The sequence below is a fragment of the Winogradskyella sp. PE311 genome (assembly GCF_046545555.1).
Taxonomy (GTDB): domain Bacteria; phylum Bacteroidota; class Bacteroidia; order Flavobacteriales; family Flavobacteriaceae; genus Winogradskyella.
The window spans coordinates 1878508-1901932 of record NZ_JBHZTH010000001.1; the positions used below are offsets into that span (position 1 = coordinate 1878508).

The following is a 23425-nucleotide window of genomic DNA, read 5'->3' on the forward strand; positions in this document are numbered from 1 at the left end:
ATTAAAAATTAAAATGAACAAAACAAAATTGTTTTGTAGCATCCTAGGTTTAGGTATGCTATCCATTGGTGCAGCACAAACGCAGACCGACTCAAAAAATGTTGAAAAATTAGAAGAAGTCGTAGTTACGGACTCACGCTTTAATCTAAAACGTGAAAATTCTGGTAAGGTGATTACCAAAATCACATCAAAAGATTTGGAAAAATTACAAGGCCAATCTGTTGCAGAAATAATTGGTAGAACGGTTGGTGTAGAAGTTAATGGAGTACGCAGTAATGCAGGTCAGAATCTTAATTATTTTATACGTGGTGGTCGTAATCGCCAAGTTTTAATTCTAGTTGATGGAGTGCAAGTTACAGATCCATCTCAAATTGCTAATGATTATGATTTACGTTTATTAAATGCAGACCAAGTAGAGTCAATTGAGATTCTTAAAGGGGCATCGAGCACACTTTATGGTACTGGCGCAGCTACAGCTATTATTAATATTAAGTTAAAGGAAGCTTCTAAAAAAGCATTTAATTTAAATTTAAGAAGTACACTCGGTACAAATCAGTCTTCAGATGAAAATAATTATGCTATTGAAGATTTTAGAAATAGTGTATCTGTTAATGGTAGTGCAAGTAAATTTAATTATTTAGCAAGTTTTGGTCAGCAATTTACGGATGGCTTATCTGCAATAGAAAGTGGTACAGAGTCTGATGCCTTTAATAGCTATAACGGAAATTTAAAATTAGGATATACTTTTAGTAATACGTTTAAATTAAATACGTATGCAAGCTTTGATAGATTTAAAGCCGATTTTGATGATAGTTTTGGGATGATGGATGCTGATAACCGTTCAATTTCTAAACAATATAGAATAGGTGTTTCGCCAGAATTTAAATATAACAAAGGAAGTATTACTATAAACGCAGCCTACAATGATGTAGAACGTGAGATTGAATCTGGTTTTCCTTCAATGTTTAACGCACAAAGTATTATAATAGATGCGTTTAATCGCTATAATTTTAGTGATACGTTTTACACGGTTTTGGGAGTTAATTTTCAGGATAACACGATGGAAAGCTTTTCAATTCCTTTTGGAGCATCAGACTTCAGCCAAGCTATTGATCCTGAAGTTGCACAATTTACCATAACAGATCCTTATGCGAATGTAGTCTATGTTTCAGATTTTGGTCTGAATGTAAACGCTGGTTTACGCTTAAATAATCATAGTGAATATGGAAGTCATTTAGTGTATAGTTTAAATCCTTCTTATAAGGTAGATTTAGATTTTGGTTATATAAAAGGATTAGCGAGTTATAGTACAGCGTTTATTACACCATCATTATTTCAGTTATTTGAGCCTACTTTTGGAAATGTAGATTTACAACCTGAAGAAAATCAAACTATAGAGGTAGGTGCGGAGCTGTCTATAAGAGATAACGCAACTTTTAGTATAGTTTATTTTAATAGAAACGAAGATAATTTTATTGATTTTATAGATACTGGTGGATTTGTTTTTCAGTATCAAAACATTGATCAGTCATTTACAGCAAGTGGTTTAGAATTTGTAGCTCAGGCAAAACTGACTGATGGCTTAGATATTAATGTAAATGCAACCTATACATCTTTAGATGAAGATTTAAATTTAAGAATACCAGAATTAAAAGTTAACGCTAGGCTAGACTATAGTTTAAATGAAAAAACACAATTAGGATTAGCATATCAGTTTAATGATGATAGAGAAGACTTAGTATTTAATAATATAACGTTTGCAAATAACGTTGTGACTTTAGAATCTTATGGGTTGTTAGATTTTTATATTAGCCATAGGATTATAAATAATAAGATGACCATTTTTGCAAATGTTACTAATATTTTTAATGAAGATTACCAAGAATTATTTGGATTTGCGACTAGAGGCAGAGGAGTCAATCTAGGTTTTAATATTAATTTATAGGTCCTAGTATTTATAAAAAAAAGCCGCTCTTTGAGCGGCTTTTTCTAGTCTATAAACATCTCTTGCTCTAGATATTTACTATTTATTTTTACTTGAGACTGGTTGTTATTTGTGTAACTAGGACGTCCAGTTCCTAAAATATCAGATATGGCCGCAGCTAATAACGTTTCGTTAATGTCACCCAGAATACCTAACGAATTTCGTATTTCTCCAAGTTGTATATCTGGCACTAAACCATCAGAGGGTACGAGTTCATCATTAACATTTGTAGAATTTGCAACGAGTGGCTGCATGGCATATGTATGGTTTGGGTTAACATTTTCGAAAGTTAGATTAGGAGAATCATATACAGTTATAGAGGCTTGTGTTTTACCAACCGTATTTTCACCAATTACTACAACGTCAATATAAGATGCCAAACTATTAATTACAAGTTCACTCGCAGAAGCCGTTCTCCCATTTGTAGTTAGGATATAGACCTTAGACAAGTTTAAGCTATTAATAGATCCACTTCCCTCAATTGAATTTGTGAAAAGAAAATCTGTATTATTGTTTTGTAAGTTTTCATTATAAAATAATTTCGAATATACCTGACCAGTAAACTGACCAGTAATCATGCTTCCCATATAAGCAGCTGTCTGTACAGAGCCACCACCATTATATCTTAAGTCTAATATCAGTTCTGTTACACCATCTGCCTGAAAACCTCCAAATGCTGTGTTTAAGGCGTCGTCAAAATTATTATTAAAACCATTGTACATTAAATAACCAACTTTAGTATTATCATTTAAAGTTAGTGTTTGCGCTATATGTACAGGGTTCTCTGTGTACTGAACCTTGCTTAAATCCGCACTTTCTCCATTTAATGTAATAACATCATCATCTATTTCTGATGTACCATTATCATCATAATTTGCGAAATTTAAAGTATAATCATCTTGTCCAACGAGTAAATCAACAAAGTTTGAGTCGGTTAAGTTAACTCCATTCACTGCTTTAAAAATTTGACCACGTTCTAACCCTAAATTAGCTGCAAAACTATTATTTAACACTAAGGTAATTGCTCCAAAAACTTCAGGACTGCCTTCAGTAACTCTATAAAGATTAAATTCAAGACCATTACTAAGGCTAGTGCCTTGTTGCTGATTTTGTAAATCGAAATAATTATCTGTAATTCTACTAAATCTATCTACTGATTCTGGTAGATATTTTAAAGATTCAAATAAAACCTCGGGCGTTTCAAAGCTATTTAGATATGTAGCGTATTCTGCGTTAGTAGCAAATCTATCATTTGCAAGGTTAGGAATTTCAGACTTATATAAGTATACAGCATTCATACCCTTCCAAACAAAGTCCTTAATGTCGGAGGTAGCAATTAAGTTATCATCTAAATCCTCAAAACAGCTAACTAGGGAAAATGCTACTATAAACATAAGTAGCAGAATTTTAATATTTTTCATCTTTTTCTTTATTTAATAATAAATAGCAATCTTTTTACTTATGTCTGTAAAACTCTAAATTTACTTACATTATTATAAATAAAAAAACTTTGTAACAAAATGTAAAGTGTATCGTCGTAATAATGAAGGCTAGTAAAAAAGCATTCTACCACCAATCAAAATAGTAATGGAGCAAACAGATTTTGTAAGCTTAGTAATGCCGTTTAAGGATAAAGTATTTCGTTTAGCAAAACGATTACTAGTTTCTCGTGAAGAAGCGGAAGATGCTACGCAAGAAATACTTTTGAAGTTGTGGAGAAATAAAGCGAAGATAAGTGAGTATAAAAATGTAGAAGCTTTCTCAATGACGATGACAAAGAATTTTTGTTTGGATCGATTAAAATCGAAACAAGCGCAGAATTTAAAGATTGTACATAGTAATTATACTAATAACGATTCGTCATTACAAAAACAAGTTGAAGCTAGAGATAGTATGGACTGGGTTTCTAGGATTATGGAAGATTTACCAGAACAACAAAAAATAATAGTGCAACTAAGAGATATAGAACAATACGAGTTTGCTGAGATAGCTAAAATGCTAGATATGAACGAAACAGCAATACGTGTAAATTTATCTAGAGCACGAAAAACAATAAGAGAAAAATTGACTAGTACACATAAATATGGTATTAAATAAAATAGAAAAATTATTAGAAAAGTACGACGATGCAGAAACATCGCTTAAAGAAGAAGCACAGTTAAGAGCTTATTTTGCAAGTGATAATGTTGCATCACACTTAGAACATTATAAGCCAATGTTTCAGTATTTTTCTGTATCGCAAAAAGAACAGTATACAAAAGACGTTCCATTAAAAACTAATAGAACAAAATTGTATCAATGGATTTCTGTCGCAGCTGTAGCCGTTCTTATGCTTGGTTTCCTAGTTCCTAATATGTTTGGGCCAACTGAGGCTGAATTAAAGCAGCAAGAAGAAGCTTTAATAGTCTATAACCAAACTAAAGAAGCTTTTAAGTTAGTTTCAATAGGTATGAATGAAGGAAAGCAGCAACTTAATTCTTTGGCTATGGTCTCGGATAATTTAAATCAAGGGATTGAAGAAGCTGGAAGATTAAGTGAATTTTCTAAAACAACAAACAAAATTTTTAAAAACAATTAAAACACAAAAATTAAGAAATTATGAAAAAAGTAATAGTAATAATCGCACTTATTGTAGCGCCAATGATATCAGGAGCTCAAAGTATATTTGATAAGTTTGAAGATATGCCAGATGTTGCTTCAGTTATAGTTAATCAGAAAATGTTTAGCATGATTGCCAGTATTGACATTGATATGGATGACCCAGAAGCTCAAGAGTATATGAATATGGTAAAAAAGATTACAGGTCTTAAAGTTTTTACCACAGGGAACGAAAAAATATCTGCTGATATGAAAGCTACTGTAACAAAGTATTTAAAATCTTCTGATCTTGAAGAGCTAATGCGTATTAAAGATGGTGATCAAACGGTAAAGTTTTATGTTAAAGAAGGTAAAGATGAAAACCATGTAAAAGAATTATTAATGTATGTAAGTGGACTTAAGGAAATGACTAAAGGACAAAACATTGAAATTAATGGTAAGAAGCGCGAAATAGAAACTGTTTTATTATCGTTAACAGGAGATATCGATTTAAGACAAGTGTCTAAAATTACGAACCAAATGGATATTCCAGGTGGTGAGCAGTTAAAGAAAGCTGGAGAAAAGAAAAACTAAATTAATGATACAATCAATCAAAAAATCAATGGTAGTGTTGTTCTTGGTTGCGGCTTTTATAAGCTGTAACCAAGGACCAACATTGCAAACGTATTATGTTGACAATGAATTAAAACCAGGTTTTGCATCCTTTGATGTACCAACCAGTTTTATAGATGTAGAACATGTTGAAATGACAGATGAGCAGCGCGAAGCTTACAATTCTGTCGATAAGTTAAATGTATTAACATACATCGAGGAAAATACAGATTTAGCAGAATATAAAATAGAGCTAGAAAATGTAAAAACGATTCTAAAAAACCCGAAGTATGATGAGTTAATGCGTGGAGGAAATTCTAAAGATGGAAAATTTGTTGTGAAATTTTTAGGTGATGTAGATAGTATAGATGAACTTATCATTTTTGGTAATGCCAACAATAAAGGCTTTATGATTGCTAGAATTTTAGGAGACAATATGAATGCCGGCGAATTAATGTCATTGCAATCTGTATTAAAGGATGCAAATTTTGAAGACACAAATCTTAGTGGATTAACAGACTTTTTTAAATAAACTTATTTAAATAAAACTGACAAATTATTTAAATGTTAATGTGAATCGTCTTGAAATTTATCTTCAGGGCGATTTTTTTTTATGTCATTTTTTAAAGCATACTTAATAGCTAAAAATAATAAAACTCCATAACTACCAAAAAGTAAAACTTTAATAATAAAATAATCCAATACCTCTAGCATACCACCAATAAAAAAGCCCATGGTGACAATGCAAACAAGACTGAGAACTAATGCGTTTTTAGTAATTGGTAATATATTCATATTCCAGTATAATTACTTGGTGTAATTGCTTTAAGCTCTACTTTAATTAAATCTGAAATTTCTAAGGTATCAATAAAATTAGATATTGAGCTTTGTGTTATTGCTTCATTTGTCCTAGTTAAACCTTTTAATGCTTCATATGGGTTAGGGTAAGCTTCACGTCTTAATATGGTCTGAATTGCTTCGGCAACTACCGCCCAATTATTTTCTAAATCTTGTTTGAATTTAGATTCATTTAATAACAGTTTACCTAAACCTTTTAGAGTAGATTTAAATGCAATCAATGTGTGTCCAAAAGGAACTCCAACATTTCTTAACACCGTACTATCCGTAAGATCACGTTGTAATCTAGAGATTGGTAATTTGGCAGAAAGATGCTCAAAAATGGCATTTGCAATGCCTAAGTTACCTTCACTGTTTTCAAAGTCAATTGGGTTTACTTTGTGCGGCATGGCAGAACTACCAACTTCACCTTTCTTAATTTTTTGTTTAAAATAATCCATAGATACGTAAGTCCAAATATCTCGGTCTAAATCTATGATTATGGTATTAATTCGTTTTAAACCATCAAATAATGCAGCAGCATGGTCGTAATGCTCAATTTGTGTTGTAGGGAACGAATGTTGTAATCCTAATTTTCCTTGTACAAATTCGCTTCCAAAGGCTTTCCAATCTATGTTAGGATAAGCCACTTTATGTGCATTAAAATTCCCTGTTGCACCACCAAATTTAGCAGCGCTTGGTACGTCATTTAATAAGTTAAACTGTTCTTTTAAACGTACTGCAAAGACTTCAATTTCTTTACCAAGACGTGTAGGAGAAGCAGGTTGACCGTGAGTTCTTGCAAGCATAGGGATATGTGCCCATTCTTTGGCAAGACTTTCAATTTTTTCAAGTAAAATAATATATTCAGGAACATAAACTTCATTCATAGCATCCTTAATACTTAAGGGAATTGCTGTATTATTTATGTCTTGTGAGGTTAAACCAAAATGAATAAACTCCTTATAATCTGATAGGTCTAAAGCATCAAATTTTTCTTTAATATAGTATTCTACAGCTTTTACATCGTGATTAGTAACCTTTTCAATCTCTTTTATTGCTGATGCATCTACAGATGTAAAATTTTTATAGATATAACGGAGATCATCAAATACAGAACTAGATATTGATTCGAGTTGTGGTAATGGCAATTCGCATAAGGCGATAAAGTATTCTATTTCAACTAATACACGATATTTAATCAATGCTTCTTCAGAAAAATAGTTGCCTAAAGCTTCTACTTTAGATCTATATCTACCATCGATTGGAGAAATTGCGCTTAATGCTGAGAGTGCCATTTTTAGTGTTTTTTAAGAAGTGGCAAAGATAGTAAAGTATGTTGTAAGTATAAAGTATAGAGTGTAAAGTAAATTAGGTTTTAATAGAGTTAAGGTACTTTATATTAATTACAAATTATTTTTATTAATCTTTCTTAGTATGTGCCTAGCTCTAGCCTTAAAGCCAGAACTTTGCATCTGAAAGTCACGTTCTAATATTAATGCTAATTCTGGGTGAATCCAATCAATATCGTTACCTAATAAGTAGAGACTATTCATAGCATAAGCCTTTGGAGCAATTTTTTCATCATTAATCATCCAGTCAAAACAAGCTTCAACAATAGTATCGATATGCGTTTGGGTTAAAGCATTTTTAATTTTATTCTCCGTTTTGTCATAGTAGGCTTTGATTAAGTATTCACAAACTTTTGCTACTGGTCTTACGGCAGAATCTAAATGAACTTTAGATATATTTTTAGTAAAAAAAGTAAGATGAGGTATTATTTTATCTAGGTTTTCACCACACATAAATTCAAAAACCCATGCTGCTCTGCAAGAAATCTTATCATCAACGCTAAAAAGAATTGTGAGAAGAGGCTGAACTAGTTCTGGATTATCAATTACCAAATTGGCATAGTGTAAACGTTTTTCTCGCGAATGATTTACGTAATTTAATTCTTTATAAAGTTGATCTTTTGTCAAGGTGAAACTTACTTAGTTAAGGGCTGTGTTATTTGCATTTTAGGTCTAAAATACTAAAATAATTAATGTGACTTTAAGGAATACTTAAAGCGCCTTAAAATTATTTAGAATTTTTCTAAATAATTTTTATATCCAAAGTTTCATATGTAAATTTGCTACTTCATATTAAAAAATTAAGAAAAATCGTTTGCGTCTAAAGAGAGTTATTTTATTGGCTTTTGCACTAATAACAGTAGGTACAGTGTTAGAGCTTTATTTGCTTCACCATTACGAATCTATTTATCAGCTTATACCAATTCTCTGTATTGCATTGATTGTGGTATCGGTAATAGCTTTAGTTTTTTTAAGGACCATATTTGTAAAAAATAGTTTTAAGTTCATATTACTAGTTACAGCTTTAAGTGGTGTTTATGGTGTTTATTTACATCTCTATGCTAATTATGAATTTGAATTAGAAATTAGACCAAGCGCAGATACTTGGGATTTGATTTCTGAAAGTTTTTCTGGTGCTTTACCAGCGTTGGCACCTTTCAGTATGGTCGTTTTGGCATTAATTGGATATTCATATTTAATACTTATAAATCAAAAACAATGAAAAATATATCAAAGTTATTAGTAGTAATCGTTTTAATTGGCTTTAGCCTTACATCTTGTAAAAATTCTAAAGAAGATAATAAAGAGACAAATACTATAGTAGAAACAGAAGAGAAAGAGGTTAAAACTGAGCAGAAAACTGCAGTTGAAACTGTCATCAATGCAAATTTAGCTAGTGAAGAAGATTTAAAAGGACTTGGTCTTTCAGAAGCTATCGTTTCGAGCATTTTAGAACAACGACCGTTTCTAGTAATGAACGATCTAGATGCGATACTTCAAAACACAAACAAAGAAGCGCTTTATAAAAAAATGTTTGTACCTTTTAATTTAAATACCACTGCTGAAGCCGATTTTAAGATGATTCCTGGTGTAGGCGATAAGATGGCACATGAGTTTGATGAGTACAGGCCTTATATAAGTGTAAAACAGTTTAAAAGAGAAATAGGTAAGTATGTCGATGATGATGAAGTAAACCGTTATTTAAACTACGTATTTGTACCAGTAGAATTAAATACTGCCTCAGAAGAAGATATTAAGGCTTTACCAGGTGTAGGAAAGCGTATGACACACGAGTTTGAAGAATACAGACCTTATGCAAATCTTGCTCAATTTAGAAAAGAAATAGGGAAATACGTAAATGATAAGGAGCTTAAGCGTTTAGAGCGTTTAGTATATTTAAAAACTGAATAAAAACATGTATCTTATTTATCATTATCAAGGATATATTAGTTTTAAATTAAAAGGTTGTTATGGCGTATAACAACCTTTTAGTTATTGGTTTTGTTTGGCCTGAGCCCAAAAGTTCTGCTGCAGGCAGTAGAATACTACAACTGATAAAGCAATTTCAGAAACAAGGTTATGATATAACATTTGCCTGTGCGGCGAAGACTTCAGATAACACCTTCGATTTATCATTAATCGATGTTAAGACAGCAGACATTGTTTTAAACGATGTGTCTTTTGATGCGTTTATATCAGAACTACAACCACAAGTTGTATTGTTCGATCGGTTTATGATCGAAGAGCAATACGGTTGGCGTGTGGTAGAACAATGTCCCAGTGCGTTACGAATAATAGATACAGAAGATTTTCATGGCTTAAGAAAAGGGAGAGAACTTGCTTTAAAAGAAAATGCAGAAGTTTCAATAATACATTTACAAAATGATACTACAAAACGCGAAATTGCTAGTATTTATAGATGTGATTTAAGTTTAATTATTTCTGAAGCTGAGATAGAGCTTCTTACCACCCAGTTTAAGGTAGATGAAAGCTTATTATATTATTTGCCATTTTTATTAAAACCAATTTTTGAAGAAGACAAAGAAACTCTTCCAACCTTTCAATTACGACAACATTTTATAACCATTGGTAATTTTCTACACGCACCAAATTATGATGCAGTTTTGTATCTAAAACAAACGATTTGGCCACTAATTAGAAAGCAATTACCTCAGGCAGAATTGCATATTTATGGTGCTTATATCTCTCAAAAAGTATCACAATTAAATAATGTAAGGGAAGGGTTTTTAGTAAAAGGTTTTGCAGAAGATGTAAATAAAGTGATGCAAAATGCAAAAGTTTGCTTAGCACCTTTGCGTTTTGGAGCCGGACTTAAAGGTAAACTAGTTGACGCAATGCAAAACGGAACACCTTGTGCAATGTCATCCATTGCAGCAGAAGGTATGTTTGGTGCTTTTGAGCCAAATGGTTTTGTAGAAGATAATACTGAAGCATTTTCTAATAATGCTGTTGAGCTTTATTCTAATTTTGATATTTGGAATAAAAGTGAAGCAAACGGTTTTAAAGTTTTGAAAGAACGTTTTAATAGCGCTAATTTTGAAACAGATTTTGCCATAAGAATAAGTGAACTTCTAGCTAACCTGAAAGCACATCGCCAGAATAATTTTATTGGTAATATATTACAGCATCAAACACTGCAGAGTACTAAGTATATGAGTAAGTGGATTGAGGCTAAGAATGGTTGAGTTTGGTTCGTTAACTTTTCACTTATATTAATCTTCTCTAACGACTTATATCAGACCTTAATAAAGTTACCCGAATATTTTCACAAAGTCAATTTTTGTAAAATACATTTGCATAATTTTAAAATGTAAAGTATATTTGTCATATAGTAAAAATAATTTTACTTAATATAAAATATATTTGTCAATTATGAATAAGGAAAGTGTTATAGATTGTGAACGAAACCGATTAGAAAAAATCACAAAATTTAGATTACCTCATAAGTTTATGAATGTAGGTGTAGCGATAGCAGGATTATCTATTATAATGATGTTTGTGAGAGCCTTTGCTATGGACGGTGATACAGAATGGTTAAAAGTAGTATTACAAAAAACACTGCTAGTGGGTATGTTGCTTATGTCTGTTTCTAGAGATAAAGAAGAGGATGAACTTACTATAAAATTAAGAATGCAATCTTATGGTTGGGCTTTTATAGTTGGAGTTGTTTATGCTTTAGTTATGCCTTATGTAGAGTTTGGTGTCTCTAATGCTGTCCATTCTGGCGGTGAAGCTTACAAAGATTTAGGAGATTTTCAGGTGCTTCTTTTTATGCTTATGGTTCAATTGATGTGTTATCATACCTTAAAAAGCTACAGATAATGGAAAACACAATAAAAGTTGAACGCGCTATATTAAGTTTAACCCAAGATGACTTAGCAAAACAAATTGGAGTGTCTAGACAAACTATAAATTCTATTGAAGCTAATCGTTATGTGCCATCAACTGTTTTAGCTTTAAAGCTTTCTCAAGTTTTCAATAAACCTGTAAACGATTTTTTTAAATTAAGTACAGATGATTAGCGTGGTGATTATCGTTATTGAGATTCTTTTAATAATGTTACTAAATCTTTTAAGCCTATAGTTGCTGATTTTGTAATTACTGTGACTTTATCTGAATTAGTAATGGCAGGTTTAGGGTCTATATAGAAAATAGGTGTATTTGGTTGTACGTAATCTATAAGACTTGCAGCAGGATAGACCTGCATACTAGTGCCAATTATAACAAGGATATCTGCGGCATAACATATTTTAATAGCGGTATCTATCATCGGTACTGCTTCTCCAAACCAAACAATGTGTGGTCTCAGTTGATAGCCTTTTTCGCAGGTATCACCTATTTTTATATCTTCTTTCCAAATTTTTATATCATTCTCATTTCCTGTGCTACGTATTTTTCTTAATTCACCGTGTAAATGCAATACATCGCTACTTCCCGCGCGTTCATGTAAATCATCTACATTTTGAGTAACAATTGTAACTTTATAATCCTTTTCTAGTAAAGCTAAATCCTTATGAGCTTGGTTAGGTTCTACTTCTTTTAACTGTGCTCTTCTTTGATTATAGAAATCTAAGACTAATTTTGGATTACGGGCAAAACCCTCGGGAGACGCTACTTCCATAACATCATGGCCTTCCCAAAGTCCATCGGCATCTCTAAAAGTTTTTATGCCACTTTCGGCACTCATACCTGCGCCAGTTAATACTACAATGTGTTTCATAGTTTAAAAATAAAAAATATAATCACATTCCGTATTTTTGAGATATGTTAGACTTAAAACTTCTCGAATATCTAGAAACTTTTCTCACATCCCATAGAAGAAAACGATTTTTAGAGGTGCTAGCTCAGCGTACTAAACATTTTACAGTGGCGACAGAAGATGTTTATCAATTGCATAATACGAGCGCAGTAATGCGTTCTTGTGATGTGTTTGGTATACAAGAATTAAATATTGTTGAAGAAGTAAATTCTAAACAAATTGATAGAGAAATTGCAATGGGTGCACAAAAATGGGTAGATTTAAATCGTTACCATACGACGAAAGCATGCATCCAAGATTTAAAAGCTAAAGGTTATCAAATCGTTGCTACAACTCCACATGCAAGTGGTTGTGATTTAATCGATTTTGATAGCACTAAAAAATCCTGCTTTTTCTTTGGACGTGAAACAGAGGGATTGTCACAGCAAGTTTTGGATCAGGCAGACTGTTTTCTTAAAATACCTATGGTTGGGTTTACGGAGAGCTTAAATATTTCAGTTTCGGCAGCAATTATATTACAACACGTTACGGCTCAATTAAGAAAATCGGATATAAAATGGCAATTAACGGAGAAGGAGCTAATAGAAAAACGTTTTGATTGGATTAAAAAAACTATAAAGGATTACGATGCGATTGTAGAACGTTTTGAAAACAATACCAACAATTAGGCCTTATTCTTTTTACGCTTTTTTCGGTCTTTACTTCTCTGAATTACTTTGTATTCTTCATAACACTCACTTATAGCATCTAACACCTGAAGATCATTAGCCGTGTTTATAAAGTCTTTAGAATAATCACATTGATTAACAATTTCATCTAAATCGAACTTAGAGATTTGAAGTAATACCATAAGCATTTCTCTATCGAAACGTTTAGCAAGCTGATTTCTAATTTCATCATCCTCTTTCATTTTTTTCAACTTTTGCATTTCATTAGGTTTCTTACCAAACATATTATACAAGAAGTCAGCAGGATTAAAGATAGCTCCTAATACTTTGGTAGCTATATTTGGTTGTCCACCTTCGTAAGCCTTACCATATAAACCAGAAATTCTGTAACGATTATTTGATTGAATAGGTACTTGCTTCATATCAACTGCCAGGTAACCAGTTAGTTGTAGTTGTTTAACAGTTACTTCTTCTAGCGCAAGTGCCAATTCGGTCATTGCAATTTCTGTATTACCGAATTTTAACCAATCATTTGTTACTCTAACCTTAATAGATTTATAACCTAGATATGAGAGATGTAAGGTATCGTTTGCATTTGCTTTTATCTCAAACTCACCATTATCGTCAGTTGCAGTACCCACTACTTGATTAATATTTACAATATTTACTTCACTCAATGAACCATCAGTAGAAGAACTAATAATAGTACCTTTAACTGTCTTTGGTGTCTTAGCAGATGTACTGTCTTGGCTAAAGCTGCTAACTGTAGAAAAACATAAAAATAAAATGAGTAAATAGCGCATTAATATCGTTTACGAAGTAAAGGTACTAAACAAAACGCATTTTAACATATGGCAATTACGATTTGACTAAATATTAACATGAAACCCATAAAAAAAGCCTCAATTAAGAGGCTTTTAACAATATTATTTAGTCGCGTCTACGAGAACGTCTTGGTCTATCAGACCTAGAACCACTAGATTCTGAACGTCTATCCCCTTTAGAATCATCAAATTTTCTTTCTCCTCTATCTGATCTTCTTTCACTAGACCTTCTGTCGCCTCTGTTACCAGATCCACCAGAAGAACGTCTATCCCCTCTGTCATTAGAGCGTCTATCTCCTCTTGATTTATCGTCGCGTCTTCGGTTTCCGCTACCAGATCTTCTTTCACTTCTTCCGCGGCCTCTATCTCTATTGCGACCTCCGCCTCCACGGCCTTTGTTTTCGCTAACTTCTACATTAACAAAACGACCATCGTGCTTAAAGTCTGTAAAGAAGGCTAATACCTTTTCTTGCAATTCTTTTTCGGTATTAAAAAAGGAGAAGCTTTCTTTTACGTCAACTTTAAAGACATCATCTCTTCCAAGTTCTAATTGTTCTTTTAGGAAATCTTTCAATTTCATCCAATCAAAACCATCTTTACGACCGACATTAATAAAGTAGCGTGAATCATTTGATGATTTTCCGTAATTGCGTCCACCACCATCTCTATCAGAACCTCTAGAATCTGAAACGGTTAAGTCTTTTGATTTTTGATAATAGTTGAAAAAGCGATTAAACTCAACAGAGAAGAATTTTTTGATTAATTCATCTTTGTCGGTATCCGCAAATAATTCATTAATACTTTCGAGGTGCTTATCAATTTCATGATTAGTTTCAGTTGTATGAATTTTATTAGCTAAAGCCATTAACTGTACTTCGACTATGTCGCTACCAGAAGGAATTTCTTTCTTCTCAAACTGCTTTTTTATAATGCGTTCTATACTTTTTATCTTTCTAACTTCGCTTTTAGAAACAATAGCCATAGAAATACCTGTTTTACCGGCACGTCCTGTTCTACCAGATCTATGCGTATATATTTCTGGTTCATCTGGTAATTGGTAATGAATTACGTGAGTTATGTCATCTACATCAATACCTCGAGCTGCAACATCTGTAGCAACTAAAGTTTGTATCTGTCGGTTTCTAAAAGACTTCATCACCATATCACGTTGATTCTGGCTTAAATCACCATGCAAAGCACCTGCGGAATAACCATCTTCAATTAAGTTTTCGGCGACTTTTTGTGTATCGCGTTTTGTACGGCAGAATACAACCGAGAATATTTCAGGATTTGCATCTGATAAACGTTTTAAGGCCTGGTAACGGTCTCTTGCATTTACTAAATAGTATTCGTGAGAAACATTCTTTGTACTTTCATTCTTATTACCTACTGTAATCTCAATAGGATCGTACATAAAGTTTCTTGCAATTGTAGCGACCTCTCTTGGCATCGTTGCTGAGAAAAGCCATGTACTTTTATCATCAGGTGTATGCGATAAGATATCTGTAATATCTTCCTTAAAGCCCATATTTAGCATCTCATCGGCTTCATCTAATACGCTGTACTGTATTTTAGAAATATCTACCATATTTCGGCTGATCATATCTTTCATACGACCAGGTGTTGCAACAATTATTTGCGCACCACGTTTTACAGATCTCGCTTGGTCAGATATACTTGCTCCACCATAAATAGCGGTAACGTTTAAACCTTTGCAGTACTTACCATAAAGTTTAAGTTCGTTTGTTATTTGCAAACAAAGCTCACGAGTAGGAGATAGGATAAGACCTTGAGTCGTTCTGCTATCAATATCTATTTTTTGCAACATCGGAAAACCGAAAGCTGCTGTTTTACCAGTTCCAGTTTGAGCCAAAGCGACTAGATCTTTGTCTTCTTCTAATAATAACGGGATTGCTTTTTCTTGGACTTCAGATGGTTTTTCAAAACCTAAATCCGTAATAGCGCGCAAAAGGTCTTCATTAAGACCGAGTTCTTGGAATGTGCTCATTCTTGAGTTTATGTATTCGATTATGTGCTTTTGGTGTTACAAAAGAAGCGAATCGACATACTAAACACTTAAACTTCTAGGCAACACATCCTCACTCTGAGGAATTTAGTGAAACTCTAAATTTGCCTTGCAAATTATCTGTTGAACTAACCTTAAATTTATTTTAAGCGTCTTAATGTCCGAGTTTCAATTTGCAAAGATACTCTTTTAGTTGGATTTACCCTTATGAGCTTTGATTTTGTCTAATTAGGCGAAAATAATTTCGTAGTTAATCGATATTTGATTTTAAAAATACTTTTGCAAATTATCTTTAAAATATTTGGCACTAAAGGCAGCACTATTTATTGAGTTTTCTTTAAAATTTCCGCCTTGTTCAATATAAAAGTATTCAAGACCAGAATCTTTAGGCTTTGGCATTAGATTTACATAATCAATAGAACCATTACCCAATTCAGTATAATCTCGAGATTCTTTATGCATGTCTTTAATGTGCCACATCACAAATCTTTCAGGATCTTTGGCAATTACCGCTACTGGTGTGGTTTTGGCTTCATGCATTATCCAATACATATCTAACTGTAATTTAACCAGATTAGCATCAGTTTCCTTACATATAATATCGTAACCCATAATTCCTTGTGAATCATCAAATTCATATCCTTGATTATGGTATGCAAATCCCAATCCAGCTTGAGTAATTTTTTCACCTAAAAAGTTTAGTTTTTCACTTAGCTTCTTATAACCATCAGTATTTCTATCCTCTGGTGCTATCCATGGCCACACAATATATTTGCTCTTCATAGCTAAAGCACCTTTAATAGTCTTATCAGCATATTTTGAAAGTTCTGCTATGGGCTTATCAATAAAATTAGCAAATGGGTAATGACCACTGCTAACAGTAAGGTTAAGATCATCTAGCCTACTTTTAAACTCAGAAACTTTGAATCCATAGTAATTTCCATTTTTAGCACTAAATCCATAATGCTCAAAGTCTTCATACCCCATGCTTTTTAGGGCTTTTATAGTTGAAATAGGATCTTTAGCCATTTCATCTCTAATTGAGTAAAGTTGGTAACCTAATTTAAATTTCGAAGAAGTTGAATTATGTAAACAAGAATAAGGTAACAAACTTAGGGTGCCAAGTGCAGCACTTGCTTTTAAAAATTCGGAACGTTTCATAGCATTAATAGCTAGCTTTATCTAAAAGTAATAGATTTTATGCTTTATTCTTATTAATCTCATCTTGCAATTGACGTCTTACTTTTTGCTCTCGTTCTAAGGCTGTGCGTCTGTGATCTTCAAATTCAGTTTCTACTTCTTCTAGTTTAAGTTTTGCCTGACGTGTAGAGGAGTTACTTCCTTTAAACTTATAAATAAAGAATAATAAAAACGCTAATAAAGCAGCAACGATAGACCACATAATAACGTTGTAATTAGTTTTACTGGTTTGCATACCTAATAAAGCCATATTGTTTTTTTCGTCATTAGTTGTATCTAAAGTACTTTGTGTATTGGTGAGTTTCGCTTTTAGTTCTTCAATTTGTTTGGCTTGGTTTTCTACTGTTTTTTTAGAATTAGCTAAAGAAGCATAAGTCGTTTTTAACGAATCTAGCACATGAGCTTTTAATGTTAAAAGCGATGAAAACTTTACAGCTTCATATTTTTGACCATTGGTGCCTTTAAAATTTCCTGATTTTCTAAATATATATTCAAATTGATTATCTATTGTGCCACTATTAAGAGATAATTGATCTTCTGCATCTGCTTTTTGGTTTTGCGCAGTTAGTGTTTGTAGACTTAAAAATGTAACTACAAGAATTACAGCGGCTTTGGATAAGAATTTCATTTAAGATATACTTTTGGTTTGGTTATTATAATTACTGCCAAGATAAGAATTATTAATAAATTTCTAAGCAAATAGCCTCTAGATTACCAGAGGCTATTCTATATACGCAAGTAATAATATTTTAGATGTTTATGGTGCTAAGTAGATTTATGTTGGTTATGTCATTACTATCTAAACTGTATTGATATAAGCCACTATCGCCAATTAACACTAAGTTTCCGTTGTTAATAATAACATCAAAACTGTCTACATCTATAGCTGTTACTAATTCAGAATTTTCAGGATTTGAAATATCAAATACTTTTACCTCGTCATCACAGACAAATAAGTAATTACCATAAAGTCCTAAGCCAATAGGACGTATTAAATTTCTAGAAGATACTTGTATCGGTGTTGTTACATCTGTGACGTCATAAATCTCTAACACATTAATGTTTGTGCCACAACCTATATTGGTGTGCAAAGTGACAAATGCATGCGTGTCATTAGCTACAACTGGGTCACAAGCTGTAAAATGTTGGACGTCTGAGGCATAAGTTGGTTCTTCGGGATTATCTATATTATAAATAAACATACCATTTCTAGATCCTATATATAGGTAGTTTTTATAATTGAAAAGTGTCTCTATATTGAAGCCAATAGGCACGGTATTTACTTGTACAGGTTCTTCCGTATCTATAATACTAAATACATTTAGATTGGTGTCGTCTACTACGTATAGATAGTCTAAGTAAAGAGCAAATCTTGCTAGAGAGCCACCAAGACCTGTTCCGTCCGAAGCTGACGTGTTAGCAGAATCACTATCAGCATCGCATGCTAATAGTATTATTGTAACAATTAATATTGTATATATTTTTTTCATTACTCGTTGTTTGTTAGTTGCCAGTCGATTATTATTTCATTTTCTTCTATTGCATAGTAGATTTCGCCTTCTGGTGACCATATTTGCGGAAATACATTTTCTAGCCGTTTGGTAATATTAAGCGCTCCTATAGATTGATCTATTGTAAATGCTAGTAAGTCTGTTGCATTATTTACATAAAAAACATCTCCTTTGATACTTAGGTCAGAAGCTCCTAAGACATTAATAAAACCAACATTTATTGGGTTAGAAGGATTAGTGTTATTTATTATGTAGAACCCTTTGTTAACTTCGTTTATAAAAATGTAATCGTCCTTGACATAAATTTTCCCTGTATTTTCAATAGGTCTTGAGTTGGTGTCTAGTGTTGTTGTGGTTTCAAAGTTAGAGCGTTGCATTATAACAGGCTCATATATTGAGAATTGACCAATATCATCGCCACCACTTGTGCCCCAACCAATGCAACTCTGCAATAGAAAGGTCACTATTAGTGTAAGTAATAGAAAAGATTTTTTCATGATTGATTAGATAAGTTTTTATTTAGATGACATAACTGTAAAATGGTTGCGTCTTAAACAAAAAAATCTTGCCTATTGGCAAGATTTTTCACTTTTCTTCTTCAAGAATTCTAATAGTAAGCATAGCGTCTTACATTAGATATATATTTTGCTAAACGAATAACCTGATGACTATAACCATATTCATTATCATACCAGATGTACAAAATGGCATTCTTACCGTCTTTTCGGACAATTGTTGCTTTGCTATCGTAAATCGATGGTGCCGAACTACCGACAATATCACTTGACACTAATTCATCACTCATTTCGTATTTAATCTGCTCTACCAAATTACCTTCTAAAGCATATTTCTTCATTATTGTATTTATGCTTTCAACAGACGTTTTACTTTTTAATTCTAAGTTTAGAATAGCTAAAGAACCGTTTGGTACAGGAACTCTAATTGCATTAGAAGTTAGTTTTCCTTCAAATGATGGTAATGCTTTACTGACAGCTTTCCCAGCGCCAGTTTCGGTAATTACCATATTAAGTGCTGCAGCACGACCTCTTCTGTATTTGCCATGAAAGTTATCTACTAAATTTTGATCATTAGTATACGCATGAATAGTTTCTAAATGACCAGACTTTACACCAAAAGAATCTTCAATAGCTTTTAAAACAGGAGTTATTGCATTTGTAGTACAAGAAGCGGCGGAGAAAATATCGACTTTATTTGGGTTATGCTCCAAATGGTTAACGCCATGAACAATATTTGGTATGCCTTTACCAGGAGCAGTTAATAAAACTTTACTTGCGCCTTTAGATTTTAAATGTCTAGCTAAAGCTTGGTCATCTCTAAACGCACCTGTATTATCGATAATTAGTGCATTGTTGATACCATGCTTTGTATAATCAATATCTTCTGGCCCTTTTGCTGATATTACTTTGACTGTTGTACCATTTATTATTAAGGCACTGTTTTTTGAATCAATACTTACCATACCCGAAAAATCACCGTGTACAGAATCGTTTCTTAATAACGATGCTCTTTTTTCTAAAACCGTTGCGTTAATTTCGCCACGTGTAACAATGGCTCTTAACCGCAATTGATTTCCTTTACCAGTTCGTGTCATTAACTCACGAGCAACTAGTCTTCCAATTCGACCAAAACCATAAAGAACAACATCCTTAGGTTCTATATTTTTAGTTTTTTTAGCCTCACCTAGTTTAGCAGCAACAAAAGCAGTCGCATTTGCATATTTTTGATCTTCTAAATGAAATTCATAAGTAAGTTTACCGATGTCTAATTTTGCTGGTGGTAGATTGAGTGCTTTAATTGCTTGTGCAATTTCAACAGAGTCGAAAATCGAAATTGGTTTCTGAACAAATTCACCTGCATACTCATGCAAGTTTAAAATTTCGCTCACTTTTCTGTCAATTAATTGATTTCTGAATAGTACGAGCTCTATAGAATTATCGTACCATAAATCACTAACAGTTTTAATGAATTCGACCGTTGCTCTGCGACGATCTGCTTGAAACGCTAACTCTTTTTCGTAAGTGTCGTTAAAACCCATTTTATTTTGATTTAGTTATGTTGAATTTGGCGCAAAAATACATATTTCAAACGTTTTCGTAACACTTTTCATCGAAAATAAAAACCCTTCAAAGAATTTATCCTTGAAGGGTTATTTTATTTAATTTAGAGTGACATTATCTAAAGTTATAGACAACTTTTTCACCTTCTTTATTAATCACTTCAATTTGTAGTGCTTTTCTATAATCTAGATTTTTCATGACGCTCATTGCATCATCAACTGAGTAAAGTTTTTTGCCATTAATACTTGTTATTATACTTCCTTCTTCAACCCCGTTTTTTCTCCAATACGATTCGTAATTACTATCACTTAGGCTAGTTATCTTTAAACCATAGTCAATTTTAAATTCTTTTAAATCAGCTAGTGTTGGATTTTTCACAATACCTATTGTAGGAAGTTTAAACATTGTATTCTTTAATAAAGTTACAGGTAAAATTTCTTCATCACCATCTCTTATTAATGTTACTTTTACTATATCATCAGGACTTTTAGTTTTTAAGTATCCAGCCAAATCTGAAAACTTATTAATCTCAACATCGTCGATTTTTTTAATAATATCGCCACTTTTAATACCTGCTTTTTCTGCGCCAGTATCTTCAGTGACGTCACTAACAAAAAAGCCTTCGGTTATGTCTGTTCCTAATTCTTCGGCATATCTGCTATTTAATGCACCACCAACAACACCCAGAATTCCGTTTTGAACATTACCATATTCCATAATATCGTTAACAATTTTACGAGCAATATTACTTGGTACGGCAAATGAATAACCTATATAAGATCCTGTACGAGAAGATATTGCAGTGTTGATACCTATTAAATCACCGTTTGTATTTACTAAAGCACCACCAGAATTTCCTGGGTTAACGGCAGCATCTGTCTGTAGAAACGATTGCGTATTTTGTCCGCTTAAATCTCTAGATTTAGCACTAATTATACCAGCTGTAACGGTAGAGTTTAAGTTAAATGGATTACCAACTGCAAGCACCCATTCGCCAATTTTAGCTTCATCAGAATCTCCAAAAGCCATAAATGGAAGATCTTCTTCAGGCTCAATTTTTAATAAGGCTATATCAGTAGCTTCATCGGTGCCAATAAGTTCTGCTAGATAAGATTTATTGTTATTTAATGTAATGCTTATTTTATCTGCACTTTTAATAACATGGTTATTAGTTACAATATATCCTGTTGGCGAAATAATTACTCCACTACCTGTACCCACTTGAGGTTGTTGAGAGCTACGACCAAAAATATAGTCTTGCATCGTCATACTTTTAGATACATTTGCTGTATTTTTTACGTGGACTACAGCATCTATAGATTTTTCGGCAGCCTCAACAAAATTTGGTGCTATTACGGAGGCATTGTTTAGTGTATTTGTATTATTTGTTGGTACGTAAATTGGTAAATTAGAAATTTGTTCTGTACCCAATTGTTCTTTGTCTTCTTCAACAAAAACTTTATATCCGCTTAAGGCTAAAATACCGCCTAATGCAGAAACAAATACTAGTGTTAAGATCTTCTTCATAATAATTTAGATTTAAGTTTAACTTCAGTAACGAATAAAATTAGATATTTATTGAATTTCTTTTTCAATTTTAACGACTATTTAACTACAACTTTAACTACGTGTTAACACCTAGAATTAATTGCTAATATTCTTATATTTGTCTGTAATTATGACAATGACATTTTATAAATATCAAGGCACAGGTAACGATTTTATTATTGTTGATAATCGTTTGCAATTAATAGACAAAAATGATACCAAAAGAATAGCTGAATTATGTGACCGACGTTTTGGCATTGGTGCAGATGGTTTCATACTTCTAGAGAACGACACATCTTCAGATTTTAAAATGGTTTATTATAATGCCGATGGTAATGAAAGTAGTATGTGTGGTAATGGAGGGCGTTGTATTACGGCCTTTGCTAAATACCTTGATATTATAAAAGATACTGCAATATTTAATGCTATCGATGGACTTCATAATGTGAAAATTGAAAAGGGTATTGTCCATCTCAAAATGCAAAATGTTGATGATGTTGAGACGCATCAAGATCATTTATTTTTAGACACAGGTTCTCCGCATCATGTCCAATTAGTGTCAATTCTATCTAAGTTTGATGTGAAATCAATTGGATCTAAAATTAGATATGACGAACCATACGGTGAAGCTGGTAGTAATATCAATTTTGTGGAAAAAATTTCTGAGAGTAATTTTGCTGTTAGAACTTATGAACGTGGAGTAGAGGATGAGACACTATCTTGCGGTACAGGTGTTACGGCAGTAGCTTTAGCAATGCATTACAGTGGTAAAACAATGGCTAATGAGGTGACATTAGACACGCTTGGAGGAAAGCTTAATGTTTCTTTTGAAAACACTAAAAATGGATATGAAGATATTTGGCTCATTGGTCCTGCGGAGTTAGTATTTAAAGGAGAATTGGAATGGTAAATTTGCAAGGTGATCATATTTATTTAAGGGCTTTAGAGCCCGATGATTTAGAGTTTATTTATGCTATAGAAAATGATACATCACTCTGGGAACTAAGTGATACGCAGACACCATATTCGAGATTTTTAATAAAACAATATTTAGATAACTCCCATCAAGATATTTTTGAAGCAAAACAGCTACGATTAGTTATTTGTAATAAAAATGACAAGAGTATTGGTCTTATTGATGTTTTTGATTTTAATGTAAAGAATAGACGAGCTGGTGTTGGGATTTTAATTCAAAAAGATTCAGACAGGTTTAAAGGTTATGGGAAAGAGGCTTTAGAACTTTTGATTAATTATTGCTTTAAAACACTTCATTTACATCAGGTATATGCTAATATTGGAGAAAAAAATAAAGCAAGTTTAGAGCTTTTTGAGGGTAACGGTTTCAAAAAAATAGGAATAAAAAAGGATTGGAGTTTCGATGGAGAAGGATTTCAAAACGAATATTTACTACAACGTATAAAGGACTAG

At 32.5% G+C, this 23425-nt stretch carries 26 protein-coding genes; 13 read left to right on the forward strand and 13 right to left on the reverse strand.

The window, feature by feature from the left end:
• Positions 1-13 precede the first annotated feature (13 nt).
• Entirely contained in the window at positions 14-1945 is a 1932-nt protein-coding gene (locus ACFWU4_RS08070) for a TonB-dependent receptor plug domain-containing protein (protein ID WP_411126620.1), read from the forward strand.
• 44 nt (positions 1946-1989) lie between these two features.
• Here the strand turns inward: ACFWU4_RS08070 and ACFWU4_RS08075 are convergent, their stop codons facing one another.
• Positions 1990-3405, reverse strand: coding sequence for a S41 family peptidase (locus ACFWU4_RS08075; protein WP_411126622.1), 1416 nt, complete (start codon positions 3403-3405; stop codon positions 1990-1992).
• Positions 3406-3571: 166 nt separating this feature from the next.
• Between ACFWU4_RS08075 and ACFWU4_RS08080 the strand changes: the two genes are divergently transcribed.
• Genes ACFWU4_RS08080 through ACFWU4_RS08095 form a run of 4 tightly spaced genes read left to right on the forward strand, consistent with a single transcriptional unit; the run spans position 3572 to position 5705 of the window.
• Positions 3572-4081 carry an RNA polymerase sigma factor gene (locus ACFWU4_RS08080; RefSeq protein ID WP_411126624.1) on the forward strand — a complete coding sequence of 170 codons (510 nt, stop codon included), beginning with the start codon at positions 3572-3574 and terminating at the stop codon, positions 4079-4081.
• Positions 4068-4562, forward strand: coding sequence for a hypothetical protein (locus ACFWU4_RS08085; protein ID WP_411126626.1), 495 nt, complete (start codon positions 4068-4070; stop codon positions 4560-4562). The genes ACFWU4_RS08080 and ACFWU4_RS08085 overlap by 14 nt, the downstream gene beginning before the upstream one ends.
• Positions 4563-4582: 20 nt before the next feature.
• Positions 4583-5155 carry a DUF4252 domain-containing protein gene (locus ACFWU4_RS08090; RefSeq protein ID WP_411126628.1) on the forward strand — a complete coding sequence of 191 codons (573 nt, stop codon included), beginning with the start codon at positions 4583-4585 and terminating at the stop codon, positions 5153-5155.
• A gap of 4 nt (positions 5156-5159) precedes the next feature.
• Complete coding sequence (locus ACFWU4_RS08095) at positions 5160-5705, forward strand: DUF4252 domain-containing protein (RefSeq protein ID WP_411126630.1); 546 nt, start codon at positions 5160-5162, stop codon at positions 5703-5705.
• Positions 5706-5740: 35 nt separating this feature from the next.
• Here the strand turns inward: ACFWU4_RS08095 and ACFWU4_RS08100 are convergent, their stop codons facing one another.
• From ACFWU4_RS08100 to ACFWU4_RS08110, 3 genes are all read right to left on the reverse strand, one after another.
• Positions 5741-5968, reverse strand: a complete 228-nt coding sequence (locus tag ACFWU4_RS08100) for a hypothetical protein (protein ID WP_411126632.1) — start codon at positions 5966-5968, stop codon at positions 5741-5743.
• Positions 5965-7308 carry an adenylosuccinate lyase gene (gene purB / locus ACFWU4_RS08105; RefSeq protein WP_411126634.1) on the reverse strand — a complete coding sequence of 448 codons (1344 nt, stop codon included), beginning with the start codon at positions 7306-7308 and terminating at the stop codon, positions 5965-5967. The genes ACFWU4_RS08100 and purB overlap by 4 nt, the downstream gene beginning before the upstream one ends.
• Before the next feature lie 108 nt (positions 7309-7416).
• Entirely contained in the window at positions 7417-7989 is a 573-nt protein-coding gene (locus ACFWU4_RS08110) for an adenylosuccinate lyase (protein WP_411126636.1), read from the reverse strand.
• Between the two features lie 187 nt (positions 7990-8176).
• Between ACFWU4_RS08110 and ACFWU4_RS08115 the strand changes: the two genes are divergently transcribed.
• The 5 genes from ACFWU4_RS08115 (at position 8177) to ACFWU4_RS08135 (ending at position 11405) form a co-directional block, all read left to right on the forward strand.
• A complete protein-coding gene (locus ACFWU4_RS08115; RefSeq protein WP_411126638.1) occupies positions 8177-8584 on the forward strand; it encodes a hypothetical protein in 408 nt (135 codons plus the stop codon).
• Positions 8581-9273, forward strand: a complete 693-nt coding sequence (locus ACFWU4_RS08120; RefSeq protein ID WP_411126640.1) for a hypothetical protein — start codon at positions 8581-8583, stop codon at positions 9271-9273. Before ACFWU4_RS08115 ends, ACFWU4_RS08120 begins: the two co-directional genes overlap by 4 nt.
• 59 nt (positions 9274-9332) lie before the next feature.
• On the forward strand, positions 9333-10568 hold the full coding sequence (locus ACFWU4_RS08125) for a glycosyltransferase (RefSeq protein ID WP_411126642.1): 1236 nt from the start codon (positions 9333-9335) through the stop codon (positions 10566-10568).
• 187 nt (positions 10569-10755) lie between these two features.
• On the forward strand, positions 10756-11205 hold the full coding sequence (locus tag ACFWU4_RS08130) for a hypothetical protein (RefSeq protein WP_411126644.1): 450 nt from the start codon (positions 10756-10758) through the stop codon (positions 11203-11205).
• The gene (locus ACFWU4_RS08135; protein WP_411126646.1) at positions 11205-11405 is read left to right on the forward strand and encodes a helix-turn-helix transcriptional regulator; all 201 of its coding nucleotides are present in this window, start codon (positions 11205-11207) and stop codon (positions 11403-11405) included. The genes ACFWU4_RS08130 and ACFWU4_RS08135 overlap by 1 nt, the downstream gene beginning before the upstream one ends.
• 14 nt (positions 11406-11419) lie before the next feature.
• On the opposite strand, the gene ACFWU4_RS08140 is transcribed toward ACFWU4_RS08135, so the two are convergent.
• A complete protein-coding gene (locus ACFWU4_RS08140) occupies positions 11420-12103 on the reverse strand; it encodes an SIR2 family NAD-dependent protein deacylase (protein ID WP_411126648.1) in 684 nt (227 codons plus the stop codon).
• Between the two features lie 44 nt (positions 12104-12147).
• Here ACFWU4_RS08140 and ACFWU4_RS08145 point away from each other — a divergent pair, with 44 nt between their 5' ends.
• Entirely contained in the window at positions 12148-12810 is a 663-nt protein-coding gene (locus tag ACFWU4_RS08145; protein WP_411126650.1) for a TrmH family RNA methyltransferase, read from the forward strand.
• Here the strand turns inward: ACFWU4_RS08145 and ACFWU4_RS08150 are convergent.
• From ACFWU4_RS08150 to ACFWU4_RS08185, 8 genes are all read right to left on the reverse strand, one after another.
• A complete protein-coding gene (locus ACFWU4_RS08150) occupies positions 12807-13613 on the reverse strand; it encodes a carboxypeptidase-like regulatory domain-containing protein (RefSeq protein ID WP_411126652.1) in 807 nt (268 codons plus the stop codon). The genes ACFWU4_RS08145 and ACFWU4_RS08150 overlap by 4 nt on opposite strands.
• Positions 13614-13740: 127 nt before the next feature.
• Complete coding sequence (locus tag ACFWU4_RS08155; protein WP_411126654.1) at positions 13741-15642, reverse strand: DEAD/DEAH box helicase; 1902 nt, start codon at positions 15640-15642, stop codon at positions 13741-13743.
• 285 nt (positions 15643-15927) lie between these two features.
• Entirely contained in the window at positions 15928-16821 is an 894-nt protein-coding gene (locus ACFWU4_RS08160) for a sugar phosphate isomerase/epimerase family protein (protein WP_411126656.1), read from the reverse strand.
• Positions 16822-16858: 37 nt separating this feature from the next.
• A complete protein-coding gene (locus tag ACFWU4_RS08165) occupies positions 16859-17488 on the reverse strand; it encodes a tRNA (guanine-N1)-methyltransferase (RefSeq protein WP_411126658.1) in 630 nt (209 codons plus the stop codon).
• Positions 17489-17609: 121 nt separating this feature from the next.
• Positions 17610-18350, reverse strand: a complete 741-nt coding sequence (locus tag ACFWU4_RS08170) for an LVIVD repeat-containing protein (protein ID WP_411126660.1) — start codon at positions 18348-18350, stop codon at positions 17610-17612.
• On the reverse strand, positions 18350-18868 hold the full coding sequence (locus ACFWU4_RS08175; RefSeq protein ID WP_411126662.1) for a hypothetical protein: 519 nt from the start codon (positions 18866-18868) through the stop codon (positions 18350-18352). The genes ACFWU4_RS08170 and ACFWU4_RS08175 overlap by 1 nt, the downstream gene beginning before the upstream one ends.
• 110 nt (positions 18869-18978) lie before the next feature.
• Positions 18979-20427 (reverse strand): glyceraldehyde-3-phosphate dehydrogenase, encoded by a 1449-nt coding sequence (locus ACFWU4_RS08180; protein WP_411126664.1) that lies wholly within the window; start codon positions 20425-20427, stop codon positions 18979-18981.
• Positions 20428-20563: 136 nt separating this feature from the next.
• Positions 20564-21976, reverse strand: a complete 1413-nt coding sequence (locus ACFWU4_RS08185; protein ID WP_411126666.1) for a S1C family serine protease — start codon at positions 21974-21976, stop codon at positions 20564-20566.
• A gap of 151 nt (positions 21977-22127) precedes the next feature.
• Here ACFWU4_RS08185 and dapF point away from each other — a divergent pair, with 151 nt between their 5' ends.
• Both dapF and ACFWU4_RS08195 read left to right on the forward strand, forming a co-directional pair.
• Positions 22128-22907: a diaminopimelate epimerase gene (dapF, locus tag ACFWU4_RS08190; protein ID WP_411126668.1), complete on the forward strand. Its 780-nt coding sequence runs from the start codon at positions 22128-22130 to the stop codon at positions 22905-22907.
• A complete protein-coding gene (locus ACFWU4_RS08195) occupies positions 22901-23425 on the forward strand; it encodes a GNAT family N-acetyltransferase (RefSeq protein WP_411126670.1) in 525 nt (174 codons plus the stop codon). Before dapF ends, ACFWU4_RS08195 begins: the two co-directional genes overlap by 7 nt.